Annotated in this window: 19 protein-coding genes; 11 read left to right on the top strand and 8 right to left on the bottom strand. The window is 64.1% G+C overall.

From position 1 onward, the window contains the following. Positions 1-196 precede the first annotated feature (196 nt). From ACW170_RS05035 to ACW170_RS05025, 3 genes are read left to right on the top strand one after another with little or no spacing between them, the layout of a single operon-like run. Positions 197-820, top strand: a complete 624-nt coding sequence (locus ACW170_RS05035) for a type II secretion system protein (protein WP_492088575.1) — start codon at positions 197-199, stop codon at positions 818-820. Further along, positions 807-1,823: a hypothetical protein gene (locus ACW170_RS05030; protein ID WP_492088574.1), complete on the top strand. Its 1,017-nt coding sequence runs from the start codon at positions 807-809 to the stop codon at positions 1,821-1,823. The genes ACW170_RS05035 and ACW170_RS05030 overlap by 14 nt, the downstream gene beginning before the upstream one ends. Continuing rightward, positions 1,792-2,868: a hypothetical protein gene (locus tag ACW170_RS05025; protein WP_492088573.1), complete on the top strand. Its 1,077-nt coding sequence runs from the start codon at positions 1,792-1,794 to the stop codon at positions 2,866-2,868. Before ACW170_RS05030 ends, ACW170_RS05025 begins: the two co-directional genes overlap by 32 nt. On the opposite strand, the gene ACW170_RS05020 is transcribed toward ACW170_RS05025, so the two are convergent. After that, positions 2,816-3,277: a pilus assembly FimT family protein gene (locus ACW170_RS05020; RefSeq protein ID WP_492088572.1), complete on the bottom strand. Its 462-nt coding sequence runs from the start codon at positions 3,275-3,277 to the stop codon at positions 2,816-2,818. The genes ACW170_RS05025 and ACW170_RS05020 overlap by 53 nt on opposite strands. Before the next feature lie 25 nt (positions 3,278-3,302). Then, the gene (gene gspG, locus ACW170_RS05015) at positions 3,303-3,779 is read right to left on the bottom strand and encodes a type II secretion system major pseudopilin GspG (RefSeq protein WP_492088571.1); all 477 of its coding nucleotides are present in this window, start codon (positions 3,777-3,779) and stop codon (positions 3,303-3,305) included. A 170-nt stretch (positions 3,780-3,949) separates the two neighbouring features. Between gspG and ACW170_RS05010 the strand changes: the two genes are divergently transcribed. Genes ACW170_RS05010 through ACW170_RS05000 form a run of 3 tightly spaced genes read left to right on the top strand, consistent with a single transcriptional unit; the run spans position 3,950 to position 7,448 of the window. Further along, positions 3,950-4,615, top strand: coding sequence for a hypothetical protein (locus ACW170_RS05010; RefSeq protein ID WP_492088570.1), 666 nt, complete (start codon positions 3,950-3,952; stop codon positions 4,613-4,615). Continuing rightward, positions 4,615-5,097 (top strand): hypothetical protein, encoded by a 483-nt coding sequence (locus ACW170_RS05005; RefSeq protein WP_492088569.1) that lies wholly within the window; start codon positions 4,615-4,617, stop codon positions 5,095-5,097. The genes ACW170_RS05010 and ACW170_RS05005 overlap by 1 nt, the downstream gene beginning before the upstream one ends. Positions 5,098-5,117: 20 nt before the next feature. Next, entirely contained in the window at positions 5,118-7,448 is a 2,331-nt protein-coding gene (locus tag ACW170_RS05000; protein ID WP_492088568.1) for a secretin GspD/PilQ domain-containing protein, read from the top strand. Between the two features lie 28 nt (positions 7,449-7,476). On the opposite strand, the gene ACW170_RS04995 is transcribed toward ACW170_RS05000, so the two are convergent. The 5 genes from ACW170_RS04995 to ACW170_RS04975 form a co-directional block, all read right to left on the bottom strand. Beyond that, positions 7,477-7,899, bottom strand: a complete 423-nt coding sequence (locus ACW170_RS04995; protein ID WP_492088567.1) for a type IV pilus modification PilV family protein — start codon at positions 7,897-7,899, stop codon at positions 7,477-7,479. Continuing rightward, positions 7,896-9,098, bottom strand: coding sequence for a type II secretion system F family protein (locus tag ACW170_RS04990; RefSeq protein ID WP_492088566.1), 1,203 nt, complete (start codon positions 9,096-9,098; stop codon positions 7,896-7,898). Before ACW170_RS04990 ends, ACW170_RS04995 begins: the two co-directional genes overlap by 4 nt. 4 nt (positions 9,099-9,102) lie before the next feature. Continuing rightward, positions 9,103-10,851 carry a GspE/PulE family protein gene (locus ACW170_RS04985; RefSeq protein ID WP_492088565.1) on the bottom strand — a complete coding sequence of 583 codons (1,749 nt, stop codon included), beginning with the start codon at positions 10,849-10,851 and terminating at the stop codon, positions 9,103-9,105. A gap of 141 nt (positions 10,852-10,992) precedes the next feature. Further along, entirely contained in the window at positions 10,993-12,435 is a 1,443-nt protein-coding gene (locus ACW170_RS04980) for a hypothetical protein (protein ID WP_492088564.1), read from the bottom strand. Between the two features lie 241 nt (positions 12,436-12,676). After that, positions 12,677-13,435, bottom strand: a complete 759-nt coding sequence (locus ACW170_RS04975) for a hypothetical protein (RefSeq protein ID WP_492088563.1) — start codon at positions 13,433-13,435, stop codon at positions 12,677-12,679. A 135-nt stretch (positions 13,436-13,570) separates the two neighbouring features. Between ACW170_RS04975 and ACW170_RS04970 the strand changes: the two genes are divergently transcribed. Continuing rightward, a complete protein-coding gene (locus ACW170_RS04970; RefSeq protein ID WP_492088562.1) occupies positions 13,571-14,380 on the top strand; it encodes an alkaline phosphatase family protein in 810 nt (269 codons plus the stop codon). Between the two features lie 9 nt (positions 14,381-14,389). On the opposite strand, the gene ACW170_RS04965 is transcribed toward ACW170_RS04970, so the two are convergent. Beyond that, positions 14,390-16,651 (bottom strand): glycosyltransferase, encoded by a 2,262-nt coding sequence (locus ACW170_RS04965; protein ID WP_492088561.1) that lies wholly within the window; start codon positions 16,649-16,651, stop codon positions 14,390-14,392. 697 nt (positions 16,652-17,348) lie between these two features. Between ACW170_RS04965 and ACW170_RS04960 the strand changes: the two genes are divergently transcribed. The 4 genes from ACW170_RS04960 to ACW170_RS04945 all read left to right on the top strand — a co-directional run bounded on the left by ACW170_RS04960 (position 17,349) and on the right by ACW170_RS04945 (position 21,665). Next, positions 17,349-18,923 (top strand): glycosyltransferase, encoded by a 1,575-nt coding sequence (locus ACW170_RS04960; RefSeq protein ID WP_492088560.1) that lies wholly within the window; start codon positions 17,349-17,351, stop codon positions 18,921-18,923. Continuing rightward, positions 18,920-20,038, top strand: a complete 1,119-nt coding sequence (locus ACW170_RS04955) for a glycosyltransferase family 4 protein (protein ID WP_492088559.1) — start codon at positions 18,920-18,922, stop codon at positions 20,036-20,038. Before ACW170_RS04960 ends, ACW170_RS04955 begins: the two co-directional genes overlap by 4 nt. Then, positions 20,039-20,692: a hypothetical protein gene (locus ACW170_RS04950; protein ID WP_492088558.1), complete on the top strand. Its 654-nt coding sequence runs from the start codon at positions 20,039-20,041 to the stop codon at positions 20,690-20,692. 139 nt (positions 20,693-20,831) lie between these two features. Then, positions 20,832-21,665, top strand: a complete 834-nt coding sequence (locus ACW170_RS04945; RefSeq protein ID WP_492088557.1) for a sulfotransferase family protein — start codon at positions 20,832-20,834, stop codon at positions 21,663-21,665. The last annotated feature ends 31 nt before the right edge of the window (positions 21,666-21,696 follow it).

Genomic DNA, 21,696 nt, shown 5'->3' with positions numbered 1-21,696 from the left:
GTTCAGTTTGGGCCAGCACATCGCGTGAGACCATCCCCCCCCAAAGGACCGTCGCCAAGGCGCCCATGATTATGATTGAGGCTGTCGCCTTCATGCGTTTCCCCGCTTCGGGCGCAACTTACCAACATGGTCGGCGCCCGCCAAGCGTGACCGGGCGCCCATTGGCCTTTCGCGTGCGCAAGGCTAACACAACACCATGACCGTGCTCCTTTCACGCCGAAGCGGCTTTTCGCTGATCGAGGCCTTGGTGGTGCTCGCGATCGGCGGGATGGCGCTGGCGATCATCTTCTCAATCGGGATCAAGGCGGGCGATTCAGGCTTCCGGCTGGGCCGCCGGGCCATGGCGGTCGCCGACGCCGATATTGCAGTCAGCGACACGCGCAGCCTGGTTCGGAGCATCGTTGTGCGACCGGCAGAGACCGTCAATGACGCCATGGATCGTCAGATCGAGGGGCGGGCGGACCTTCTTGAGGCGGACATCATCGCCGAACGGGCGAGCCAATGCGCGCCCTTAGGCTGGACCGGACGCATGCGGTTGCTGATCGAACCCGCAGGATCGGAACGGCGTCTGGTCTGCGAAGCGGGTGACAAGCGCGTCGTTCTGTTGACGACGACCGATCGGAATGCGGCGCTGTCCTATTCCTTGGACGGAAGCAACTGGACCGAGACCTATCGTTCTCCCGGGCGTCAGCCGGTGCGGGACGGCGGCATGCGATCCACGACCCTTTTCGTCCGTTTTCGGGGCGGGGTTATCGATGTGGTGGACAGCGCAGGCTCGGCGCGCCCAGAAAGCTGGATAAGGTTCGATGATCCGCTTTAGTCGTCGCCCTGGCTTCTCCCTGCCTGCCGTCCTGGCTGTGACCGGCATGGTGTCGCTGATCTTTCTGGTCGCGATGACCGCCTTGCGCAGCCTGACGGCGGAGGCCGCATCGGCGCGCGCGCGGGTGCAGTTTATGGCCCGCGCCATGACCATGGAGGCGTCAGCCGCCTATATGATCGCCACCGAGCCTATGTCTCCCATGGCGATCGATGTCGGTGCGCCCAGACGTTATGATGACGCCGTGCCGGGCTCGGGATCGAACACCGACCAGGTGCGGCTGGATGGTCGGCCCTATCTGGCGGAGGCTAGGCCTCCCTTGATCATTGAGTTCAGAGATCAGGCCGGTCTCATCAATCTGGCCTATCTGTCCGAGGACGGCGTTCGTCGTCTGGCCGCGGAACTGGGCGTCCCGGATCGCACGTCTCGACTGCTCGCTGCGCGTTTCCGCGACTACATTGATCAGGACGAGCTGGAACAGGCGCCGGGAGGAGAAGGCGCCGGCTATCCCGGCGGCCGACCGCCGAACCGCACCATGCGAACGCCGAATGAGTGGCTGTCCTTGCTGGATGTGAGGGAGGCCGTCGATCCGGGCGCCTGGAGACGGCTTCGTCCGTGGCTGGCCATGGACTCGACTTCGACCAACGAGAACATCAATACCGCTGGACCGGAGGCCCTGCGCATCCTCTATGGCGCGACGCCCGGCCAGATATCGACGGCTATGAGGCAACGCGAAGATGCGCCCTTCTTGTCGTTTCAGAATTTCGCGGCCGCCACGGGACTGCCGAACACCAGCGGCGAGAGCTTCTACACCTTCCCCTCCGGCCGGGTGATCCTGACCCTCAAGGATACGCGCTCCGCCTGGATCTATCGTAGTCGACTGACCTTGACGCCGACCGGGCTTGAGCGTCCGGTCTGGATCGATCAAACTGAAATGACCGAGGCTCCTCGACGGGCCGTTGCGGACGCCTCTGATGCCGTTAGACTTTCTTACGCCCCGCGTTGAGCGGCTGTCCGCCGACGGGCGATGGACCACGCTGAATGAGGGCGGCGCCCTGGGACGGCTGAGGCCTGCCGTCGTCCTGATCGCCCGCGAAATGACCGCGTTTTCTCTGTTCGAAGCGGCAAGTCTGCCCCGGTCAAAGCGGGGGCAGGCGGCCGGCCTGCACGCGCGGACAGGCTCACCTTATCTCGAAAGCGGCCATACGCTGGCTTGGGCGGGCGCGGATTGCGGCGTCTGGTGGTGGGACGCCGCCCGTATCGGTCCTCTCGTCAGGGCGCGGTTTGGCGGCGCTAGGCCGGAGGTTCGGCCGGAAACCCTGTCGCAGCCTGCCGGCGTCGGTTGGCGGATCGTGCGCCTGGCGGACGGCTACGAGGCGCAGCGCTGGCGAGCCGGCCGGCTTGTCGCCTCCGCCTGGCGTCGGGAACGGTTCGACGCACAGGCATGGACCGCCTTCGTGCGTTCCCAGCGCGGCGCCGATGACGCGCCTGAAGGCCCGCCGCCGCCGCAGACCCTGCCGCTCGCCTTCGACGCCCCCGCCTTCGCCCTGTCGGCTTCGAACCTGAGCCGGGAGCAGATGATCGGCGCCGGCGCCGGCGCCTTTGCCATGGTTTCGATCGGGCTCAGCCTGTTCTTCGTGGGTCAGGCCCAGCGACTGTCATCCGAACGCGAGGCTCTGGAGACGGAGACCGTCGAAATCCGCGCGGCGACCCCTCAGACGTCGAGCCTCTCGGGACTCGAAACCAACAAGCGCAAGCTCGCCGCCTATGCGGAGATCGAAGCGGAGACCAACCCCCTCACCGCGACCGGCGCAGCCATCGGCATCGTCGCATTCCACGATCTGACGCCTACCGCGCTTGAGGCGGAGGGAGAGACCTTGAGCCTGACCCTGCCCTATACGGCGGTGTCCTTGGTCGAGACCCTGGTGTCGGACCTGGAGACGTCAGGCTACTTCTATGATGTCCGGCCCCGCACGGACGCCCAGGGACAGAGACTGATCATCGAGATGCTGGTCCGCGAGGCTGCGCCTCCGTTGTCTGCAGGCGGATAAAGCGGCAGTCCCCGCCTGAGGTTCTCAAGGTCATAACGACCCGATCGCCGTTTATGAGGTTGGCTGTCGCTGCCGAGCAGGCGCCCCCCGCAGCGATATCCAGGTTCGGCGCCAGGGTGTAGCGCCAGGGTGAACGCAACAGGATCGTGCGCGGAGGATCCGGCTCAATGGTCGGTTCAGGCGACGAAACCCGTCCTGTTGTTTCACCTTGCCTGCCATCCTGAGCCCCAGGTTCGGTCAGTCGAATGGCGACGCCGGTCCGATTGGCTTCCCGCCGCAGGTTCGACACCTGTTCCTGGAATTCGAAGAAGACCGCATGAGACGTCGCCTGGTCGAGCATTCGCGACGTGCTCGGCATGATCACCGCGGCGCTGAGCGCGAAAATCGCCAGCACCACGAGAATTTCCATCAGGCTGAAGCCCTCGCGCCTGACCCTAGCGCTGATCGGAGGTAATATCCGCATTGACGCCCTGTCCGCCTTCCTGTCCGTCAGCGCCATAGCTGATGACACGCGCCCGCGCTTCCGGCGCGCCCGGCGTGCCGTCTGCGGCGCTGCTCGGCGGCAGATAGATATAGGGCCTGTTCCAGGGATCCGACGGGAGAGCCTTGTCGAGATACGGGCCGGACCAGCCGGCGACCTGTTGGGGATCCGCCTGCATCAGCAGCGGCAGCCCTTCGGACTCGGTCGGCAGCCGCCCGATATCAAGACGCATGGTCTCCAACGCCGCCTCGAGCGATCGAATCTGAAGCCGCGACGTCGTCGTCTTTGATCGGTCCAGTTGCGCGAACAGGCGGGGCCCCACCACTGCGGCGAGCATGGCGATAATGGCCAGCACGACCAGAATTTCCAGCAGAGAAAAGCCGGCGCGGACGGTGCGGGACGATTTGGAACGACGAACGCGCCGGGCCAAGTCAACGACAAATGAGAACAAACTGGACGCCTTTTGTATTCACGGAGCTAGGAGCCGTGCTCACCGGCTGCTATAGCGGAAGCTTGTGGCGGCGTCGATAATACAGGCGTGGCCGCCGGGGATGCGGCGGGAACAAGTTGCGAAACGTGATTGCTGGTTCGAAGGCCGCCGTGCGCGAGCAGGTCCGCGCCTTGACGGCCCGGTTTCAGCAGACGACGCCGCGTGAGCGCGCGCTGCTCGGGGTATTGGCCCTCGGCTTTCTGACGATTCTTCCTGTCGCCGCCGCCGACTGGCGCACCGGGCAGGAGGATCTTTATATCGAGGCGATGGAGGATCGCGCCCAGGCGCGCCGTGCGGCGGACGCTGCAGCGCGAATTCGCACCGCTCTGGACGACAAGGTCGCGCTGGAAGACATGGAGACCTGGGGCTTCAAGGCCTCGAACGTCGATGTCGCGCGGGTCATGATCGAAGATTCGCTGTCTCGCGCCGCACGCGAGGCGGAATTGACCAGCGTCTCGATCACGACCGAAGAGGAAGTCGAAGCCATAGGGCCAACCGAATGGCTGGGCGCCGAGGTTCAGGCCGATCTGCGCTGGACGACTGTATTCGGCTTTCTCGACAAGATCGCAGCCCTGCCCGAGGGGTTCCGGGTGGTCGCCTTCAGCTATGAACTGACGCCGCAGCGGGTCAGGGTCCAGCAAACGCCTGAGCCGTTCAACCCGATCACCGGCAAGGTCCGGGTTCGTCTGGCCTTCCCCGTGGTCCTGCCCGCCGGCGCCGCCGCGCGCGGGCCGGCGGAACGGCCGAACGATCAGGCCTACGGGGCGCGCCGCTGATGCGACTTCTCCCCATTCTCGTCCCCGTATTTCTGGTCCTGGCCCTGATCAGCGGCTGGCTTTCACCCGGGCTGCCGGAAGAGCCGCCCGGCGTGCGGCGTGGCGCAGGCGGGACCAGCGGACCGATGCTTCGTCCCGGCGAGACGGCCGCTGCGGCCCTGAGCTTCCTGCGCACCCTGCGGTCAGATCCGCCGCCTCCGCCGCCCCCTCCGCCCCCGCCTCCGCCGCCCCCTCCCCCGCCGCCTCCGCCGCCGCCCGATGTCGCGGTGGTGTTCAAACAGGCTTTGCGTGGTATCGAACGTGATCAGACGACCGGCGCCTTCGTGGCCCTGGTCGCTCACCCCGCCCTATCGGGGGCGCAAACCCAGGCTATGACGCAGGGCGATCTGTTCCAGGACGGCTGGCGCATCAGCGAAATATCAGAATACGCCGTAACCTTGCGCCGGGGCCGAGACGCGCGCGTCGTCCGGCTTTTCGGCTAAGGCAGCAGGAGTTGAAGACCATGCCGATTCATCACGAGCGCGTTGACGGTTCGCGCGGGTGGACCGCAGGCCTGACGGCTGCGGTTTGTCTGGCGCCTTTGCTCCTGACAGCGGGATGCGCCGCCTTTCCAACCATGACGGCGGGCGACGGGACTTCGCGGCCGGCGCTCGATCAGGCCCGAAGCCAACCCGAAGGCTCCGCGACCGACGCGACGGTTGGCGGGCAAAGACGCCCGGCGGAAACCCTGTCCATCCCGGGACGCGCCTCAACGGCGCCCAGCCGCCAACCCGCCACCGAGGCGGAGATCGCAGCCCTGTTGCCCGACGAACCGGTCGACGCCACCCTGGCGCCGCAGTCGATTCCTCAGTTCGTCGCCACAGCCTTTGGCGTCCTGAACCTGCCCTACAGCCTCAACGGAGACGTAGCGACGCGGACAGAGGTGATCGCGGGCGGCACAGGCGGCTCGGTCAGCAAGCGGGCGCTGTTCCGCCTCACGCAACAGGCGCTGAAACAATACGGGATCGACGTCTTCATCGAAGGCGGGACGGTTGTGGTCGGATCCAGCGAGACCCAGGCCATAGGCGCCACACTGCAACGATCGCGCACCGCGCCGAACAGCGGCGGGCGTGTCGTCCAGTTCTTCAATGTGCAGACGATCGAGGTCAATGTCCTGCAGTCCCTGCTGTCGGACCTGTTCCCAAACCTGGGCGGCGCGCGGATCACGCCGGACCCTCTCTCCAACAGCCTGATCATTTCGGGTTCGGCCCGGGAGGTCAGCCAAGTCGTGCGTGTGCTGCGCGAGGTCGACCAGCCGCGCTTCGCCGGCGCTGAAGCCCTGCGGATCGAACCCGTCTACTGGTCGGCCGACGCCCTTGCGCGATCGCTCGAACAGACGCTGACGGCCGAGGGCTATATTGTCAGCACCCAGCCCCTGGCTGGGCGCTCCATCCTCATTCTGTCCTTCCCCCAGACGAACCAGATTCTCGTCTTCACCAAGGACCGAGAACTCGCCGACCGCGTCAACTACTGGGTGGGCATGCTGGACCGTCCCACGGCCCTGGGCGACAAGGCGACCACCTTCGTCTACCAGGTCCGCAACACCGACGCCCAGTCGCTGGGACAACTGGCTATGGGCCAGACGCCGACCACCAGCACGCCGCAGCCGCCCGTGGGCGTGCCTGGAACGCCTGCCGTAAGCGTGACGAGCGGATCATCCTCGACGACGTCGTCGTCGTCCTCCTCCTCGAACCGGAACTCGACGAACAACGGCAGAAACCAGAACCGGCAAGGCGCCTCGGGGTCGTTCCTTGGCGGAAGCCTTCTGACCGACCCCATCGGCAACCGGATCATCTTCACGGGCACGGCCAGCGACTACGCCCAGCTCCGCAATCTGCTCAACACGCTGGACACTCCCGCCCCTCAGGTGGTCATCGAAGTCATGATCGCCGAGGTGACGCTGACGGACTCGACCAGTATTGGCGTCAGCCTGTTCGGAACCGATGCGCGCGGCGACGGCCTTCTGACGGGGTCCACCGAAGCACTTGCTACGGCGGGCGGCGCGGGCGTCTTCACCTTCGTCGGACCAGACTTCAGAGCTCGGCTTGTCGCCAATGCCTCCAATGACCGACTCACAATCCTTCAACGACCGCAGCTGGTCACGCGGAGTGGGGGCACGGCTCGGTTCCAGGTCGGCACAGACGTGCCGATTCTCACATCCCAGTCTGCGTCGAACACCGACTCCGACGGTTCCACCGACATCCTGCAAAGCGTCCAGTATCGGCAGACCGGTACGATCCTTGAGGTCACGCCTGTCGTCTATGGCGACCGGGTGGATGTCACGATCAGCCAGGAAATCTCCTCCGCCGGCGCTGCCCCTGCCGGGATCTCAAGTCCGACCATCACCAACCGCAGCCTGACCACGCAGATTGCGATTCGGGACGGTTGGACCGGCGTGCTAGGCGGCCTGATCGCCAACAATTACAGCAAGGTGAATACTGGAGTTCCTTTCTTCAAGGATATCCCCATCATCGGCTCGGCGCTGCAATCCAACACGGTTGAAGGCGCCAAGACCGAGCTCCTGCTTCTGATCACGCCCTATATCGTCCGCAATGACGAGGAAATGGCGGACTTTGCCGATCGCTATTCGGAAGACATGAACGCCGCATTCAAGACCGGCGCCGGCTGGTCTTACACGCTGACGCCCCTGACCTTTGGCACGCGCGTCAGAGGCGTGGGCCTGAACCTGCCGCGTCCGATGCCCGCGGCGAGAGAGGCAGAGGCGGAGGTCGAGCCGGAACCTGAGGAACCCAGCACAGCGATTGAGCCGGAAGAAGTCGCACCACAAGACTAACGCCTGTCTACGCCCCTCGGCGATTGGACTAGCCGGCCAAGGCGTCCACACGCCGCCAGCCCAGGCGGTCGATGACCAGAGGCGCGGGCGAGCGGCCGTTGCGGCGCTCGACCTGCACGGTCAGGGTGAAAAGCTGGACGTCAAACAGGCCGTCCCCGATGGGGAAACCGGCGTTGCGGCGGATTTCCGTCTTGGGCGTCGCGCTCCAGGTGACCGTGTCGCCTTCAGGCAGGCTGATGGAGCCTTCCGGCTGTTCCATCGGGTTCAGCTCGCGGATCAGGGCCAGGGCGTTCTCCTGGGCCGCGACCTGCTCCATCACATCAGTCGCCCGACGCTGGCCCCGCGTCATCTGCTGCTGAAGCTCGAAGATCGCCGTCAGGGTCATGGCGGCGATGGTCAGGGCGATCAGGGCCTCGATCAGGCTGAACCCGTCCCGGCCGCCCGTTTTCACGCCACGCCCTCATAGACGCTGGACAGGGCCAGGACGAGCGACAGGGCCACAAAGCCGACGATGATGGAGATGGAGCCGATGGCCAGGGGCTCCAGCAGCGACGTCATCCGCTTCATGCTGTCACGCAGCCGGTTCTCATAATTGTCGGCCATGAAGCCGAACATGGCCCCGACCGCGCCGGAACGCTGGCCGGCGCGGAGCAGGCTGAGATCCATCGCCTCAAGCTTCGTGTGCGACGCCAGAGAGGCGTCCAGCGTCAGCCCCGCCTTCAGGTCGCCGTCCAGCTGGTTCAGCCCCTCGCGGAACGGGCCGATCGGCACGGCGGCGCGGGCCAGGCCTACCGCCTGTAGGATCGGCACGCCATTGCCCAGGGCGAAGGCGGTCAGCCGCGCCCAGGCGGCGATCTCGCGCGCCTGGATGACGCCCCCGATCACCGGCAGGCCGTGGGCCGCCGTATAGGCATAGGCTTTTACCTTGGCGTTGGTCGCGATCACGACGCCCAGGGCCACGATCGCGCCCATAACGATCCCCACGACGCCGATATGGGCGTTGGCGTATTCGCCGGCAGACAGGACCCACCGCGACATGGCGGGGACCCGGCTGCGGTCCTCGCCGATCATGGCGCCGAACCGGGGCACCACCTGGGTGAAGATGAAGCCCACCGCGCCCAGGCCCGCCGTCAGCAGAAAGGCGGGATAGGTCATGGCGTTGCCGAAATCCCGCCTCAGCCGGTCTTCGTAGGCCATCTGTTCGGCGGCCTGTTTCAGCACGTCGGCGATCTTGCCCGAGGCCTCGCCGACCCGCGCCATGGCGTAGAGATAGTCCGGAAAGCCCGGGACATGCTCTTCCAGAGCCTTGCCGAGCGAGTCGCCCCGCCTCAGGGCGGCGATGGCGGCCTGGAACTGGGCCTTGCCCTTGGCGGCCTGCATCCCTTGCGAGACGGTGTCCATGGCTTCCAGCAGGGAAACCCCGGCCTCCAGCATCAGGCCCAGCTGGCGCAGAACCAGGACTCTTTCGGCGGGTTTCAGCTGGCGGTTCTGGCCCTGACCGCGCGGGGCGGCGACCGGCGTCACCTTGACGGCGATCAGGCCGTCGCCGGCCAGGCGGCGCACCACGGCGGCCTCGTCGGGCGCCGTGGTCACGCCGCGAGAGGCGCGCCCCTGGCGATCCATGGCCTGATACTGGAAGTTCTGGCTCATGCCGTCAGTCGCCGCCGCCGGCGACGCGGTGGACCTCCGGCAGGGTGGTCAGGCCGCGCCGCGCCTTCAGGAAGGCGTCGTCGCCGAAGCTCAGGAAGCCGTCGTCGCGCGCGATCCGGGTCAGATGATCCTCGTCGGCGTCGGCCCGCAGGGCCTGGATCAGGTGGGGGGTGGCGACCGCAATCTCATAGACGCCCAGCCGCCCCCTATAGCCGCTGTGGCCGCAGCGGGGGCAACCGACGGGTTCGCGCCAGGCCGCCGGTTCGGCGTCGGCGACCAGCCTCAGATGGGTCGGTACGGCCCGCTCATGCGCCTCGGCCTCGGCCGGCGTCGAGGGACGAGCGCAGTCGCACAGGCTGCGGACCAGGCGCTGGCCCGCAACCCCTCGCAGAACATCGCCCAGCAGATAGTCCTCGACCCCCAGATCGATCAGGCGCGGCACGGCGGCCAGGGCGGTGTTGGTGTGGACGGTCGAGATGACCAGGTGGCCGGTCAGCGCGGCCTGGACGGCGATGCGCGCCGTCTCGGGATCCCGGATTTCGCCCACCATGATGACGTCAGGGTCCTGACGCAGGATGGAGCGCAGCCCCGCGGCGAAGGTCAGGCCGATCTCGGAGCGCACTCGCACCTGGACCACGCCGGGCAGGTCCAGCTCGACCGGATCCTCGACGGTGATGATCTTGCGCTCGCCGTCGTTCAGATGGGTCAGCAGGCGGTAGATGGTGGTGGTCTTGCCCGAGCCGGTCGGGCCGGTGATCAGGACAACGCCGTTCGGCCGTTCGGCCAGGTCGATCAGCTTGCGCTCCTGATCCGGGCCGACACCCAGTTCGGACAGCTCGGGCAGGCGGCTGGTCTTGCCCAGCAGACGCAGGACGATGGACTCGCCCCACGAACACGGCAGGGTGGAGACACGCAGGTCCACCTCCTGGCCGGACACCCGGATCGACTGCCGGCCGTCCTGCGGCAGGCGGCGCTCGCCGATGTCCATCTGGGACAGCAGTTTGATGCGCGAGGCGACGGCCTCGAAATTGGCGCGCGGCGCGGCGCGAACCGTGGTCAGGACGCCGTCGATCCGCATGCGGACGAGGAACCGGTCCTCGAACGGCTCGACGTGAACGTCGGAGGCGCGCCGGGTCAGGGCCTCGGCGAAGACCGCATTGACGAAGTCGATGACCGGCGCCTCCTGCGCCAGCTCCCGAAGGCGGGTGGCGTCGGCGCCGCTGGCGAGGCTGAGATCCAGGCCGGGTCCGGCGTCGGCGTCGAGGTCATGGGTCAGGGCCTCGATCAGCGACCGCTGGGCCAGCATGAAGACAACGGGTTCGGCGGTCGATTGCGCCAGCCGTTCGCCCAGCTGCGGGTCCAGCGGCTGAACGGCCGCGCAGACGATATGGGCGGTCTCGCCTTCGCCTTCGGCGGAGGCGCGCCAGGCCACGGCCTCGTGCTCGGCCCACCAGTTCAGGGGGGAGCGGATCTCGGCCAGGAAGCCCGCGACCTGATGGGGGGCGGGGCCGTTCTCGGGCAGGAGGATGGGCAGATCCAGCTGTTCGGACAGGACCTCCAGCAACTGCGACTCGGAAATGGCGCCCAGGCGGACCAGGTTCAGGCCAAGGAGGCCGCCGTTCTGCTGCTGCAGGGTCAGGGCGTTGGCCAGGTCCTCGGCGCGGATCAGGCCCCGGTCAAGCAGCACCTCGCCCAGGCGACGACGGGCGGCCGGAGAGGGGAAACGGATGGCCACGGGCGCGGCGTCGGTCAAGGAAGTCTCTGATCGGCAAAGGTGAGGCCCCAGCTTATAGCCGAGCGCCACGCCCTTGTCCCCGGCTTCGCCAGGGCCTCAGGCAAAGAAAAAGGGAGGGCCGAAGCCCTCCCTTTCCCCAGTTCAGTCGTGAGACTGGACTTAGTTGGACAGGTTGCCCAGCGAGGTTTCGAAGATCTGGCCCGAAGCCTGGGTCACGCGAACCTTGCCGCTGATGAACTGCGGCTGAGCTTCGATCGTCACTTCCAGGTCGCCGTTGGCGGCGTCGGTGCCGAAGGCGGTCTTCAGAGCGGCGCCCGAGACGGACACCACGCCACCGGCGGGGATGCCGCCAGCGGTCGTCAGCGAACCGGCGACCAGGTCAGCGGCGTCGATCGTGACGGTTTCGGTCGTGGTGGCGGTGCCGTTGCTCGACTTCAGCGTCATTTGGATCGGGCCGGTGTCGGTCGAACCGTTGTTGGCCAGACGGATGGTCGAGTTGGCCGAGGCGGCGCCCAGGGCGATCCACGGAGCGACGAACGAGGTGCCGTCACGCGTGACCGGAGCCAGCGAACCGGTTTCGCTGAAGTCGCGCAGGCCGTCGGCCAGATCGACAGCGGCCGTCAGCGAGATGGTCGTTGCCGGGATCACGGCGTCGGCGTTGATGCCGGCGGTCGTGGCGGTCGAGGTGTTGTCAACGACGTCGATTTCGTCCGTGCCGGTGAAGGCGCCCAGGTCGACGACGCGAACGGTCGCAACCGTAGCGGAAACGGTGCCGGTGGTGAACAGGCCCTCTGCGTCGCTGGACAGGTTGAAGCCGGTGAAGGAGCCGGTCAGAGCGGTCGCGGTCAGGACCACGCCCTCGACGTTGCCAGCAGCAGCGTTGGTGCCGTTCATGTCGACGTTGACGTCGGTGTCGACAGCCACGTTAACTGCGCCCACCAGAGCGGGCGAGGCGTTCAGCTCGCGGTAGCCTTCGGCGACCAGAGCGGTGACGGTCGCGGTCGAGGCTTCGATTTCGGCGCTGAAGGCCGGGGCCACGGTGACGAAACGAGTCGCGACGCGACCGCTGTCAACGTTGATCAGTTGGCCGCCGAAGCTTTGTTGCAGCATCGCGCCGATGGTCAGGTTGCCCGTGACCTGAACCGGGGCTTCGATGAAGATGCCCTGGCCGGAACCGCAGGCGCCGTCCAGCGCCACCAGATATTGGGCCGAGGACGAACCGGAGGCGGCCGCAGTCACGGGAACGACGCTGTCGACGATGCAGGTCGAACCGGTCACCGTGCCGGTGGCGATCTCGAGGCCCGAACCGGTGAAGACGCCGCCGGTCATGTCGATCGTCAGCAGCAGGGATTCGCCGGTGGTGAAGGTGGCGTCCGGCTGAAGCGCGAAGGTAACGTCACCCTGGGTGGCGGCGGCGGCGGTGGCCGACGAGAAGGCGGTGAAGTAGGTCAGTTCGGCGGCCAGCTCATAAGCGGTGCTGGTGCCCGTCACGGTGGTGACGCCGAGGAAATTGCCGGTGCCGACGAGGTCAGCGGCTTGAGCCTGGGCGGCCGTGAGAAGCACGGCGGCCGAAGCGGCGAGGTAGAGAGACTTGCGGATCATTGGGGTCCCCAAAAGGTTCCTAGAGGTTGCATACGGAGCTGCGTAGGATGGTCACAGAGATTGACCGTGCGGCCCACCCTGCTTCCCCTGGCATAAGAGTGTTACCGTTCACCTACTCGTGTCGTCAACCACAAAAGATGTCGGCACGGCGTCAACACTTTGTCAATATTTGACATTTGCATGACCGCCAAGAGTCAAATTCCCCAGCCAGGGAGTCTTTTGGCAGCTAAAACGCCTCAACCTAAGCGGACTTGGCGCCCGCCAAAAGAAGGTCGGAGTAACGACCTTCATATTTCATGTCGCCGTAATGGGCGACACTGACGTCGATTAGGGCGAAGATCTTGCCGCCAACCTTGCGGTAGTGGCGGCAGAAGCTGATGTCTTCGCTGTATTTGTTCGCCCCCTCCTGGATGTTGTCGAAGCAGCGAATCAGCCTCTTCAATCCCAGGTCAGCTTCCATATCGCTGATGTTTTGAGTTTGACGCAAATTGGGCGACTTTGTCCAGAGGCGCTCGACCGCCGATTTGCGAATAAGCATGCAACCGCCGGGGATTTCGTTCATCTCGAGATAGCCTTCTCGGATATCGATCTTCCCCTCGTTGTGGACGAAGCCGCCCGCCGCGATGAAGCTGAGGGCGCCGGTCTGGCATTTTTCGAGGGGATGCCCCTCCTGAGCCAGCTTGTGAAACTTCGTTAGATCAATCTGGCGGCGCGGATAGGTCAGGCCGCAGACCTCATGCCCTGAAGACAGCAGGCGCGAAAAGGTGTCGGCCGGCACGCCCATGTCTGAATCCAGCATAAACATGGCGTCGTGGCCGTCGAGGAGCATGGAGGCGAAGATGTTCCGCACCCGCGCAATCTCGGCCATGTTGATGGTGAACAGCCGGATTTCGGCGCTGGGGAAATTCTTCGACAGCTGAATCACGCCCGTCGAAACGGACAACATGGTCTCGGCCCGGACGCTGCCGCCGTAGGCGGGGATGCAGAACAGGATTTTCATTTTCGAGGCCCCTCGCTTGCGCCGCCCGCCGACGCCGGGCAGGGATATGGCGAGCTGGTTTAGGCCATTGTTCTCTCCCTATTTCAAGGGCGTCGCGCCTCGCGCCGGCGCGTATCTCGCAAGGCCGCAGACGGCATGAATTCAGACAGCATCCTGTTCATTTCGCTGGATTCCTGCCGGTACGACACATTTTCCGCCGCCAGACTGCCGCACATGAAGGCCCTGGCCCCCCTGCACCGGGCCCAGGCGCCGTCGCATTTCACCTACGGCTCTCACGCCGCTATGTTCGTCGGCTTCACCCCGGGCGTCGAGGGCGCGCCGCAGCCGTTTCTGACGCCCAAGCTGGCGCGCCTCTTCCGGCTCAGCTACGCCGGCCACCCCGGCGTGGCGCCGCCCGGCTTCACCGTGGCCGGCGACAATATCGTGGACGGTTTCCGTCAGGGCGGCTGGAGGACCATCGGCACGGCGGCCATGGGCTGGTTCGATCCCGCCACGCCGGTGTCGGCCACCTTGCGCCACGGCTTCGACTCCTTCTGGTTCGCCGGACGCGACGGCGTCGAGGCCCAGATCGCCTGGGTCGAGGCCCAGTTGGAACAGGCCGGCGACGCGCCCGGCTTCGTCTTCATGAACATCGGGGAAACCCACGTCCCCTACCACTATCAGGGCGCGCCCTGGTCGGAGGACGACAACCCCTGCGTCCCGTTCCAGACGGTCGATCGTTCAGCGGACTGTCGCATCCGCCAGACCGCCTGCGTCGAATACGTCGATGCGCGCCTGGCCGGGCTTCTCGACCGGTTCCGGGACGCGACCATCCTGATCTGCGCCGACCACGGCGACTGCTGGGGCGAGGACGGGCTGTGGGAACATGGCGTCAGCCATGAGATGACCCTGACCGTGCCCCTGTTGTTGCGCTATCGCGGCAGGCCGGTGGGACACGAGGCCTAGGCCTGGGTGTCAGCCCGCCCAGGGCGGGGGCGGACGGAGGCGGGCGAAGGGGCGGCTCATGCGATCGAAATGGGCGTTAAAGCCTGGGTCGCGGCCGAACCGCGCGCCCCATCGACGCCATATGATCCGTGAAGCGGCTTCGGCCACGGACTGACGCTCGAGATCGTGGTTGAAGCCCCGGGTCTTGGACTCCAGATGATAGAAGGTGGCGTCCGGCGTGTAGAGCACGGTCAAGCCTTCGGCCCTGGCGCGCAGGCATAGATCCACGTCGTTGCCTTCGACGGGGAAGGCCGGGTCGAAGCCGCCCAAACGGCGAAACAGCTCGGCTCGCACCGCCATACAGGCGCCGGTGACGGCGGCCGTCGCATGCGTCAGGGCGTAACGGCCCAGATAGCCGGGATCTCCGCCATCGTCCCCTACGCCCTCATGGGACAGGAAGGTCGAGGCGGTCTCGCGATTGACGAATCCGGCATGCTGAATTGTTCCGTCGCCATAGATCAGCCGGCACCCGACCGGGCCGATCTCGGGACGCAGGGCCTGGGCCGTCAACTCGTCCAGCCAGTCGCGCGACAGCGCCAAGGTGTCGTTGTTCAAAAACACCAAGACCTCGGCCCCGGTCTCGGCGGCGGCAAGATTGTTCATCAGGGCCCAGTTGAACGCCCCCTCGTAGGTGAGAATCCGCGCCAAACCCTGAGCGGCCAGGGTCGACAAATAGTCCTGCACCGCGGGCTCGCGGCTCTGGTGGTCGATGATCAGGATTTCGAACGGAGTGAGATTGTCTTCCCTTCGGTCCAGGAGGCTGTCGATACAGGGCTGCAGCATATCCAGCCCGTCGCGGGTGGGAATGATGACGCAGGCCGAAGCCGCAGGCGGTTTGCGCCGGATGCGCAACGCCTCGACCGGCGCCCCCAGAATGTCCGCACGGGGTTCGACGGCGCCGGCCAGGCCTGTCTCAGCGACCCTAAGCGTCGCCTGATCGCGCCAAACACCCGCATCCCATTGTTCCGGCGCGGTGCGGCTGGCCAGAACCCGGCCGATATGGCCGATCTGATCGGGTTGAAGACGCAACAGAGCCTCACAGGCCGCATGAGGAACGGCCTCAGGCCTGAGACTTGAAGTCTCCAATCGACTTCGACGCCAGGCGACAAGCTCGCCGACATAAGGGGTCTGCAAGAGATAGTCCGGATCGAATTCGGGCTTGAGGCGCGGTGCGGTGCGGCGCCGGGCGTCGGGATCAGCGTCCAGGTCTTGCGGGTCGAAGACGTCTTCATCGAAATAGACGGCTTCCAAAGAGGAGTCGTCGGCGAAACGTCGCGCGATACGGGCCAGCGCGTAGCGCTCCAAGACGACGTCAGGGGTAAGACCCAGAACCGCTTCGCCACCGGCCGCGGCCAGTCCCGCCTCAAAACGCACGACCGGGTTTCGATCTTCGCTCGCGACGCAGAAGGTCGGCGTGCCGGGTGCAGTCCAGCCCAGCCGCCGGCACAGATCACCAGCCAAAGCCAACCGCTCGGCATTAGCGACAAGTATCAGGGATTTCGCTCCATGGGTCTGAGCCGAGACGGCGCGCGCGGACAACTCGACATCCCGGAACGCCCCCGCCCCGATGTCCAGAACGACGTCGATGCCAAGATCACACGGCTCCGGCTCAGGTCCGGATTCACGCCAGGCGCGGCTGTATCCATCATAGTCGGACAGCGGGACCGAAAGCGCATTCTCCAATCCAGGAAGCCGGTCCTCGAGCCGGGCAAGAAGGCGTCGAGCCTCGGCCATATCATTGCGCACATCCGAGAGAATATCCGGCCCTGGCGGCTGTGAGGCGACGGTCGCCCGTCCCAGAACGAACTGACTTGTCGCCACGCGAACTTCGATCTCCATCCGAGGGAAGCGGACGCCCGCCGCCGCCGGGATGTCGATCTCAAAGCCGGCCCGGCCGCCTCCTCCGAATGCATCTTGAATGTCTCGGCGAAATCGTTCCGTAACGCCGGCGGAGCAAAAGGCGCCGTTTATCCAAACCTCAACGGCAAGCGCGGCGTCCGGCGCATCCGGCGAGACGGCCCACCCCCTGACGTAGCGCGCCGCCGCTTCCTCCAGCCGCCCTTCGACCTGGGCTGCGGCGGTGAGGGTGGCAAAGGCCTTTGGCTCGGTCAGCGGGCTGTCTGGTTCCAAATAGCCGCGGAAGACCTCGTCAGCGGCCAGAGCGTGGTAAAGCGCGGACCATGACCGTACTGCGGCCACCCGTTGACGCCCCTGATCGGAGAGCGGCATCATTCTGGCCGCCCAGGCCGTAAGTTCGGCTTTGGGCGCAAGAGAGTCGCGCGGCCGTTCTCCCGCCAGCAACCGTGCCCCTACGGTGTCTTTGAACTCTGGCGAATGGAAAAAGGAGCCGATCCTGTGGCGCGATTCCCATCCCGCCATTTCGTCTAGGATGTCCTGGGACTCGACACCTCGATCAAGCGCCAGGTGATAGAGGCGCAACACGTCCTCCGGCGTCCAGCCAATCTCCGCTTCCGTTTGAATTCCCGGCTCAAAGATCAAGGGCGTTTCCATTTCGAACCTGGGCGCTCGGAGCGCGTTCATTGATCGCTGCAATAGGATTGCAACTGGATAGGCCGCCCCCTATTGCCACATCAACCCATAGATGCTGGGACGACGTGAGCCGTCGGTGAATTTCGTATTTTCGTCCGTTCGAGTTTCCTCCGCGGGCAAATTGTCATCAGCGGTGCATATTCCACGGCACGAAATGCAGGGAGTTCATATGAGTCGTGCGCCTTCAGTGGGTCGATCGCTCCGTAAAGGGCTTAACGCCTTCGGCGGGGCTCTGCGCGGCGAAAGCCCAGCAGAGCTTAGAAAGCGCGCGGACATGGCTCGGGCGCAACGTGATTGGGCGCGGGACGCCTATTGGCGCAGACGGATCTGTAAGCTTGAGCCGGGCCGACGCGGGGCCTGGGTCCAGTACGGTCATGCTTTGAAGGAGGCGGGCTTCTACGCCAAGGCGGAGGAAGCTTATCGCAAAGCTCTGGCGATCAAGGCGGATGACGCCGATATCATTCTGCACCTCGCGCATCTGGCAAAAGTGAGCGGGCGTCTTGATGAGACGGCCCAACTACTCGTTCAGGCGCGCGACATGGGTCATCCCCTGAGCGACGAGATCGAGTTCGATCTACGTTTGCTCAAGAAGGTCGACAACACGACCGTTTTCTGGGGCGTCGGGGAGGAGAGAACGGCGCTTCGCGTATTTCTTTCCGCGCCGAGTTCCCTGGTGTCCGAAGGTCAACGCGAAGCGGCTGCTGCGGGGCTTGGACAGGCGGACTATTCCTATTCCTTCGCGATGAGAGGCTTCATTCAGGCCTTGGAGGAGCTTGATATTGACTACACGGTGATCGCGAAGCCCGAATATGTGTCTGACATCCGGAAACGGTCTGCAGCCGCAGTCAATATCCATATCGGCTTCTATCCACCGGAACGGCTGCGGGTCTTGAAGGGCGCCTACAACATCAATTGCTTTGCGTGGGAGTTCGACCGTCTACGAGGCTCGGAGGAGCGCTTCAGCCACCACGCCTTCTCCGATCAAACCACAATGTTAAACATTCCTGACGAGCTGTGGATTCCCTCCAATCATGGCGCGGAGGCTGTAAAGGCTGCCGTGGATCGCCCTGTGAGTCGGATTGCGGCGCCTATCCTTCGCGGTCATTCGCGGCGTCCGAGAGAGGGGCTGCCGACTGAGCACGAGATTGCGCGGAGCGCTCGCCAGCTGAGCGCCGTAAACTGGGAGCCGCTATCGATCCTGCCACGCGTCCAAAATACGATGGACGACGGCGCTCGCTCACGGGGGTCAACGCTCGCGTCCGTACTCGCTTCTCTGGGCTTGGAAACCCCGAGGATTTATCTCAGCGTCTTCAATGTCCACGATTACCGCAAACAGATTGAGCCGATGTTGGAGGGCTTCCTGCGATTTGCGGAACAGGAGCCCAACGCCATTCTGCTGCTGAAGATGTCGACGCCGCATAGGGGCAAGCGGCTGGCGAACCGCATTCTTCTGGAAGAGCAGATCGCTGAGGCGGGGCGAATGATCCGGCCGATGGTCAGCGACCGTGTCTGGATCACCGATAATGTGCTGACAAGAGACGAGCTCAATCATCTCTTCGACGCCGCCGCCTTCTACGTCTGCACATCACATGCAGAGGGACAAAATCTCCCTTTGCTGGAGGCGATGGCGCGCGGCGTCCCTCCCATATCGGTCGATCACACCGCGATGCGCGACTACATCTCCGACAATGATGCGGTCGTGATCCCCTCGACCAGGCGTCCTTTCGATATTCGTCTATCGTCACGCTACCAAATGTATGGGGTGGATACATACTACGTCGATGCGGCGGACGTTCGAGACGCATTCGCGACGTCCAGCCATCTGCCCCGGCCGGCCTATGCTCACAAATCTGCGGCGGCCTGGGAGGAAGTAAGATCTCAGTTTGGCTTGGAGAATTTCGCGGCTCGCTTCCGTGGGCTGGTTGAAAAACTACAGTCAGGAGATGCCTCGTGACAAAGGCGGTACTGGATATCAGCGCCCTGTTCGAAAACACTTGGACGGGCATTCCCAACGTCGTCGCCGCCATCGCCGAACGCGCAATGACGGATCAGACGATCAACTGGACGTTCGCATACGAGACCATCCCTGTCGGGCGCGATGTCGTCGCGCGCCTTCTTGCCCAACATTCGGGTGTAGGAGGGCTGCCCAGCCTGGCCTCTGCCGCTTGGAATGGTGCGTCGATACCATCGAATGAAGCCCGCGAAATGATTGCGCTATTTCCGAACATCAAGCCGGTACGAGGCTATTTCGGCAAGGAAGCGATCATTGTTCACGACCTCAGCCCCATACTGACGCCAGAATTTCATAACGCTGACAACATCTTCCATTTCGCCAATCGTATCCGTGAAGACGTGGCCACGTCGGATCATATTTTCTGTGTATCCGACGCAACTCTGACAGATGTTCATGCCTATTTCGGCAAGCCAAAATCGGAAATGTCTGTAGTTCGGCTAGGCGCCGAGTTTGACCCAGCCGAACTCAGTGCAGGTTTGCTACAGGTCCGGTCGGGCTTGCAGGCCGAACCCTATGTGGCCGTGATCGGGACGCTTGAACCTCGAAAGAACGGCGGGTTGATATTTGACTACCTTGCACAGAACCCCGGCTTTGCACATCAATACCGCATTGTCTTCATCGGACGCGACGGATGGCTGGACGAGAAGGTTCGACTTCTTGAAAAGTTGAATAGCGTTGGCGTTTCCGACGATCGCATTTACTTCACTGGCTACCTTTCCAACGCGGAAAGGACAGCGCTGATGCTGAATAGCGCCTTCTGCATCTACCCCTCATTCTTCGAGGGTTTCGGATTGCCCGTTCTGGAAGCCGGGGCTTTGGGAAAGATCACCGCCTGCTCCAATAGCTCGAGCATTCCGGAGGTCTTCCCAGAACAATGCGTCTTCTTCGACCCCAGCGAAATGCCTGAATTCGTTCAAGCGATGAGAGTCGCCGAACTGCGCGCGGCCCAAACGCGGTCAAAAGGACAGTCGCTGTCCGACATCATGGACCGTGCGGCGCCGCACAAATGGGACGCCTGCTACGAGGAAATCGCACGCTGGATGAAGGAGCAGTAGATGTCATACGCCTATTCGACCATCGCCGCCTTCGCTCTGGAAGATGCGAAAAACGAGTGTTTAAGAGGCTACGCGGCTCCGAGCGGCGCCGCACCCGCCTTGGTCAAACTGACTGCCGATGAGACGCCGATCGCCTTCGCCCGTGCGACAGGCTATTCTGCATCAGCTTCGGCCTCCGGTTTGCGGATGGGGTGGTGCGGCTTCGAACTTCACGGTCTGCGCCAAGCTTTTGCCATCAGCGATGATGTCAAATTGCGCTGCGGCGTGTCGGACGAAATCTTGGCGACGTTGTCAATCGACAGGCTTAGCGCGACGACTCCATCGGCAGTCCAGCTTTCCGCTGATGACCTGGCGGCGATGGTGCGAGAGCCGGACTGCTGTCCGGGGATCGATCAGTTGATGCCTTTTGCACTCAATCATTATCGCCGCCACGGCGCACGACAGTTCATTGAGGCCGCTTACCAAACCTTGTTTGGACGATGGCCTGATATAGACGCACCAGATCTCGACAAGTCTTTCGAGACCGATGATGAGAAGATTGAGTTCTATATACTCGATATAATAGAGGCGTCCGAATACAAGGAAAAGTGGCAATCCACGATACCCGGCCCATTCATGGCAGGATTTATGTTTGATATGACCGGACTATTATAGATTTTACACCTACACCGCACCTCTAACAGCTTTGTTTTCCGAGCCTGCGTTTCAAGCCATGAATTCGAGCTCCGTGTGAATGAGATCATCGAACGAGCTCGGCAAGGCTGATGGTTAGGTTTTGGCGGGACCCCGTTTGATGTCTGATCGCACGGCTCTTATCGTTCTTGGCATGCACAGAAGCGGCACGTCCTCCGTAGCGGGGGCGATGACTTTGCTTGGAGGGGCGCCGCCGCGCACCCTGATGCCGGCTGCCGACGACAACCCTCGAGGCTTCTGGGAAAGTCTGGTCCTGATGGAGTTTCACGACCGACTGCTTGAGGCGGGCGGTTCAAATTGGCGGGATTGGCGGCCATTCAACCTGTCGGCCGTTCTGGAGGCGCGACCAGAGTTCCGGGATGAGGCCCGGCGATTACTTGACTCAGAGTTCGGCAATGCGTCGCTAATCGTTCTCAAGGATCCACGTATTTGTCGGTTTTTCCCCTTGTGGGAGGGGGTGCTGGACGAGGCCGGATATCGAACAGTGATCCTGTCGCCCTTGCGTGCGCCGGCTGAGGTCGCCGCCTCACTCACCGTCCGCAACGACATGGGACAGGCGGAAGCGCTGCGATTATGGCTACGCCACGTATTGGACGCCGAGCGGGCCAGTCGTGGCCTTCCTCGGTTGTTTTTGGATTGGAACGGGTTCCTGTCAAACTGGCGGACCGCAGCGTCCATGGCAAATCAAACGCTTGGACTAGCCCTCGCCGTCGAAGACACCGCCCGATCGGCGGCAGTGGATGACTTCCTGTCTGGCGATCTGCGCCGTCACATCGCGAGCCGATCCGAGATCGCCCCCTGGGCTTCAGATGTACACGACGTACTCGCTGGCTTCGCAACAGACGGAGAAGGCCCCGGTGCGCGAGACCGTCTTGACGAAATCCGGTGGATGTTCGACGCCGCGAGCAACCTGTTTGCCGACGCGCCGCGCTGAAACAAGGTTTGGTGGTGACTCCCCGCCCCGC

Source organism: Brevundimonas sp. FV2ps16, assembly GCF_058681075.1.
This window is presented reverse-complemented; position numbering and strand designations above follow the sequence as displayed.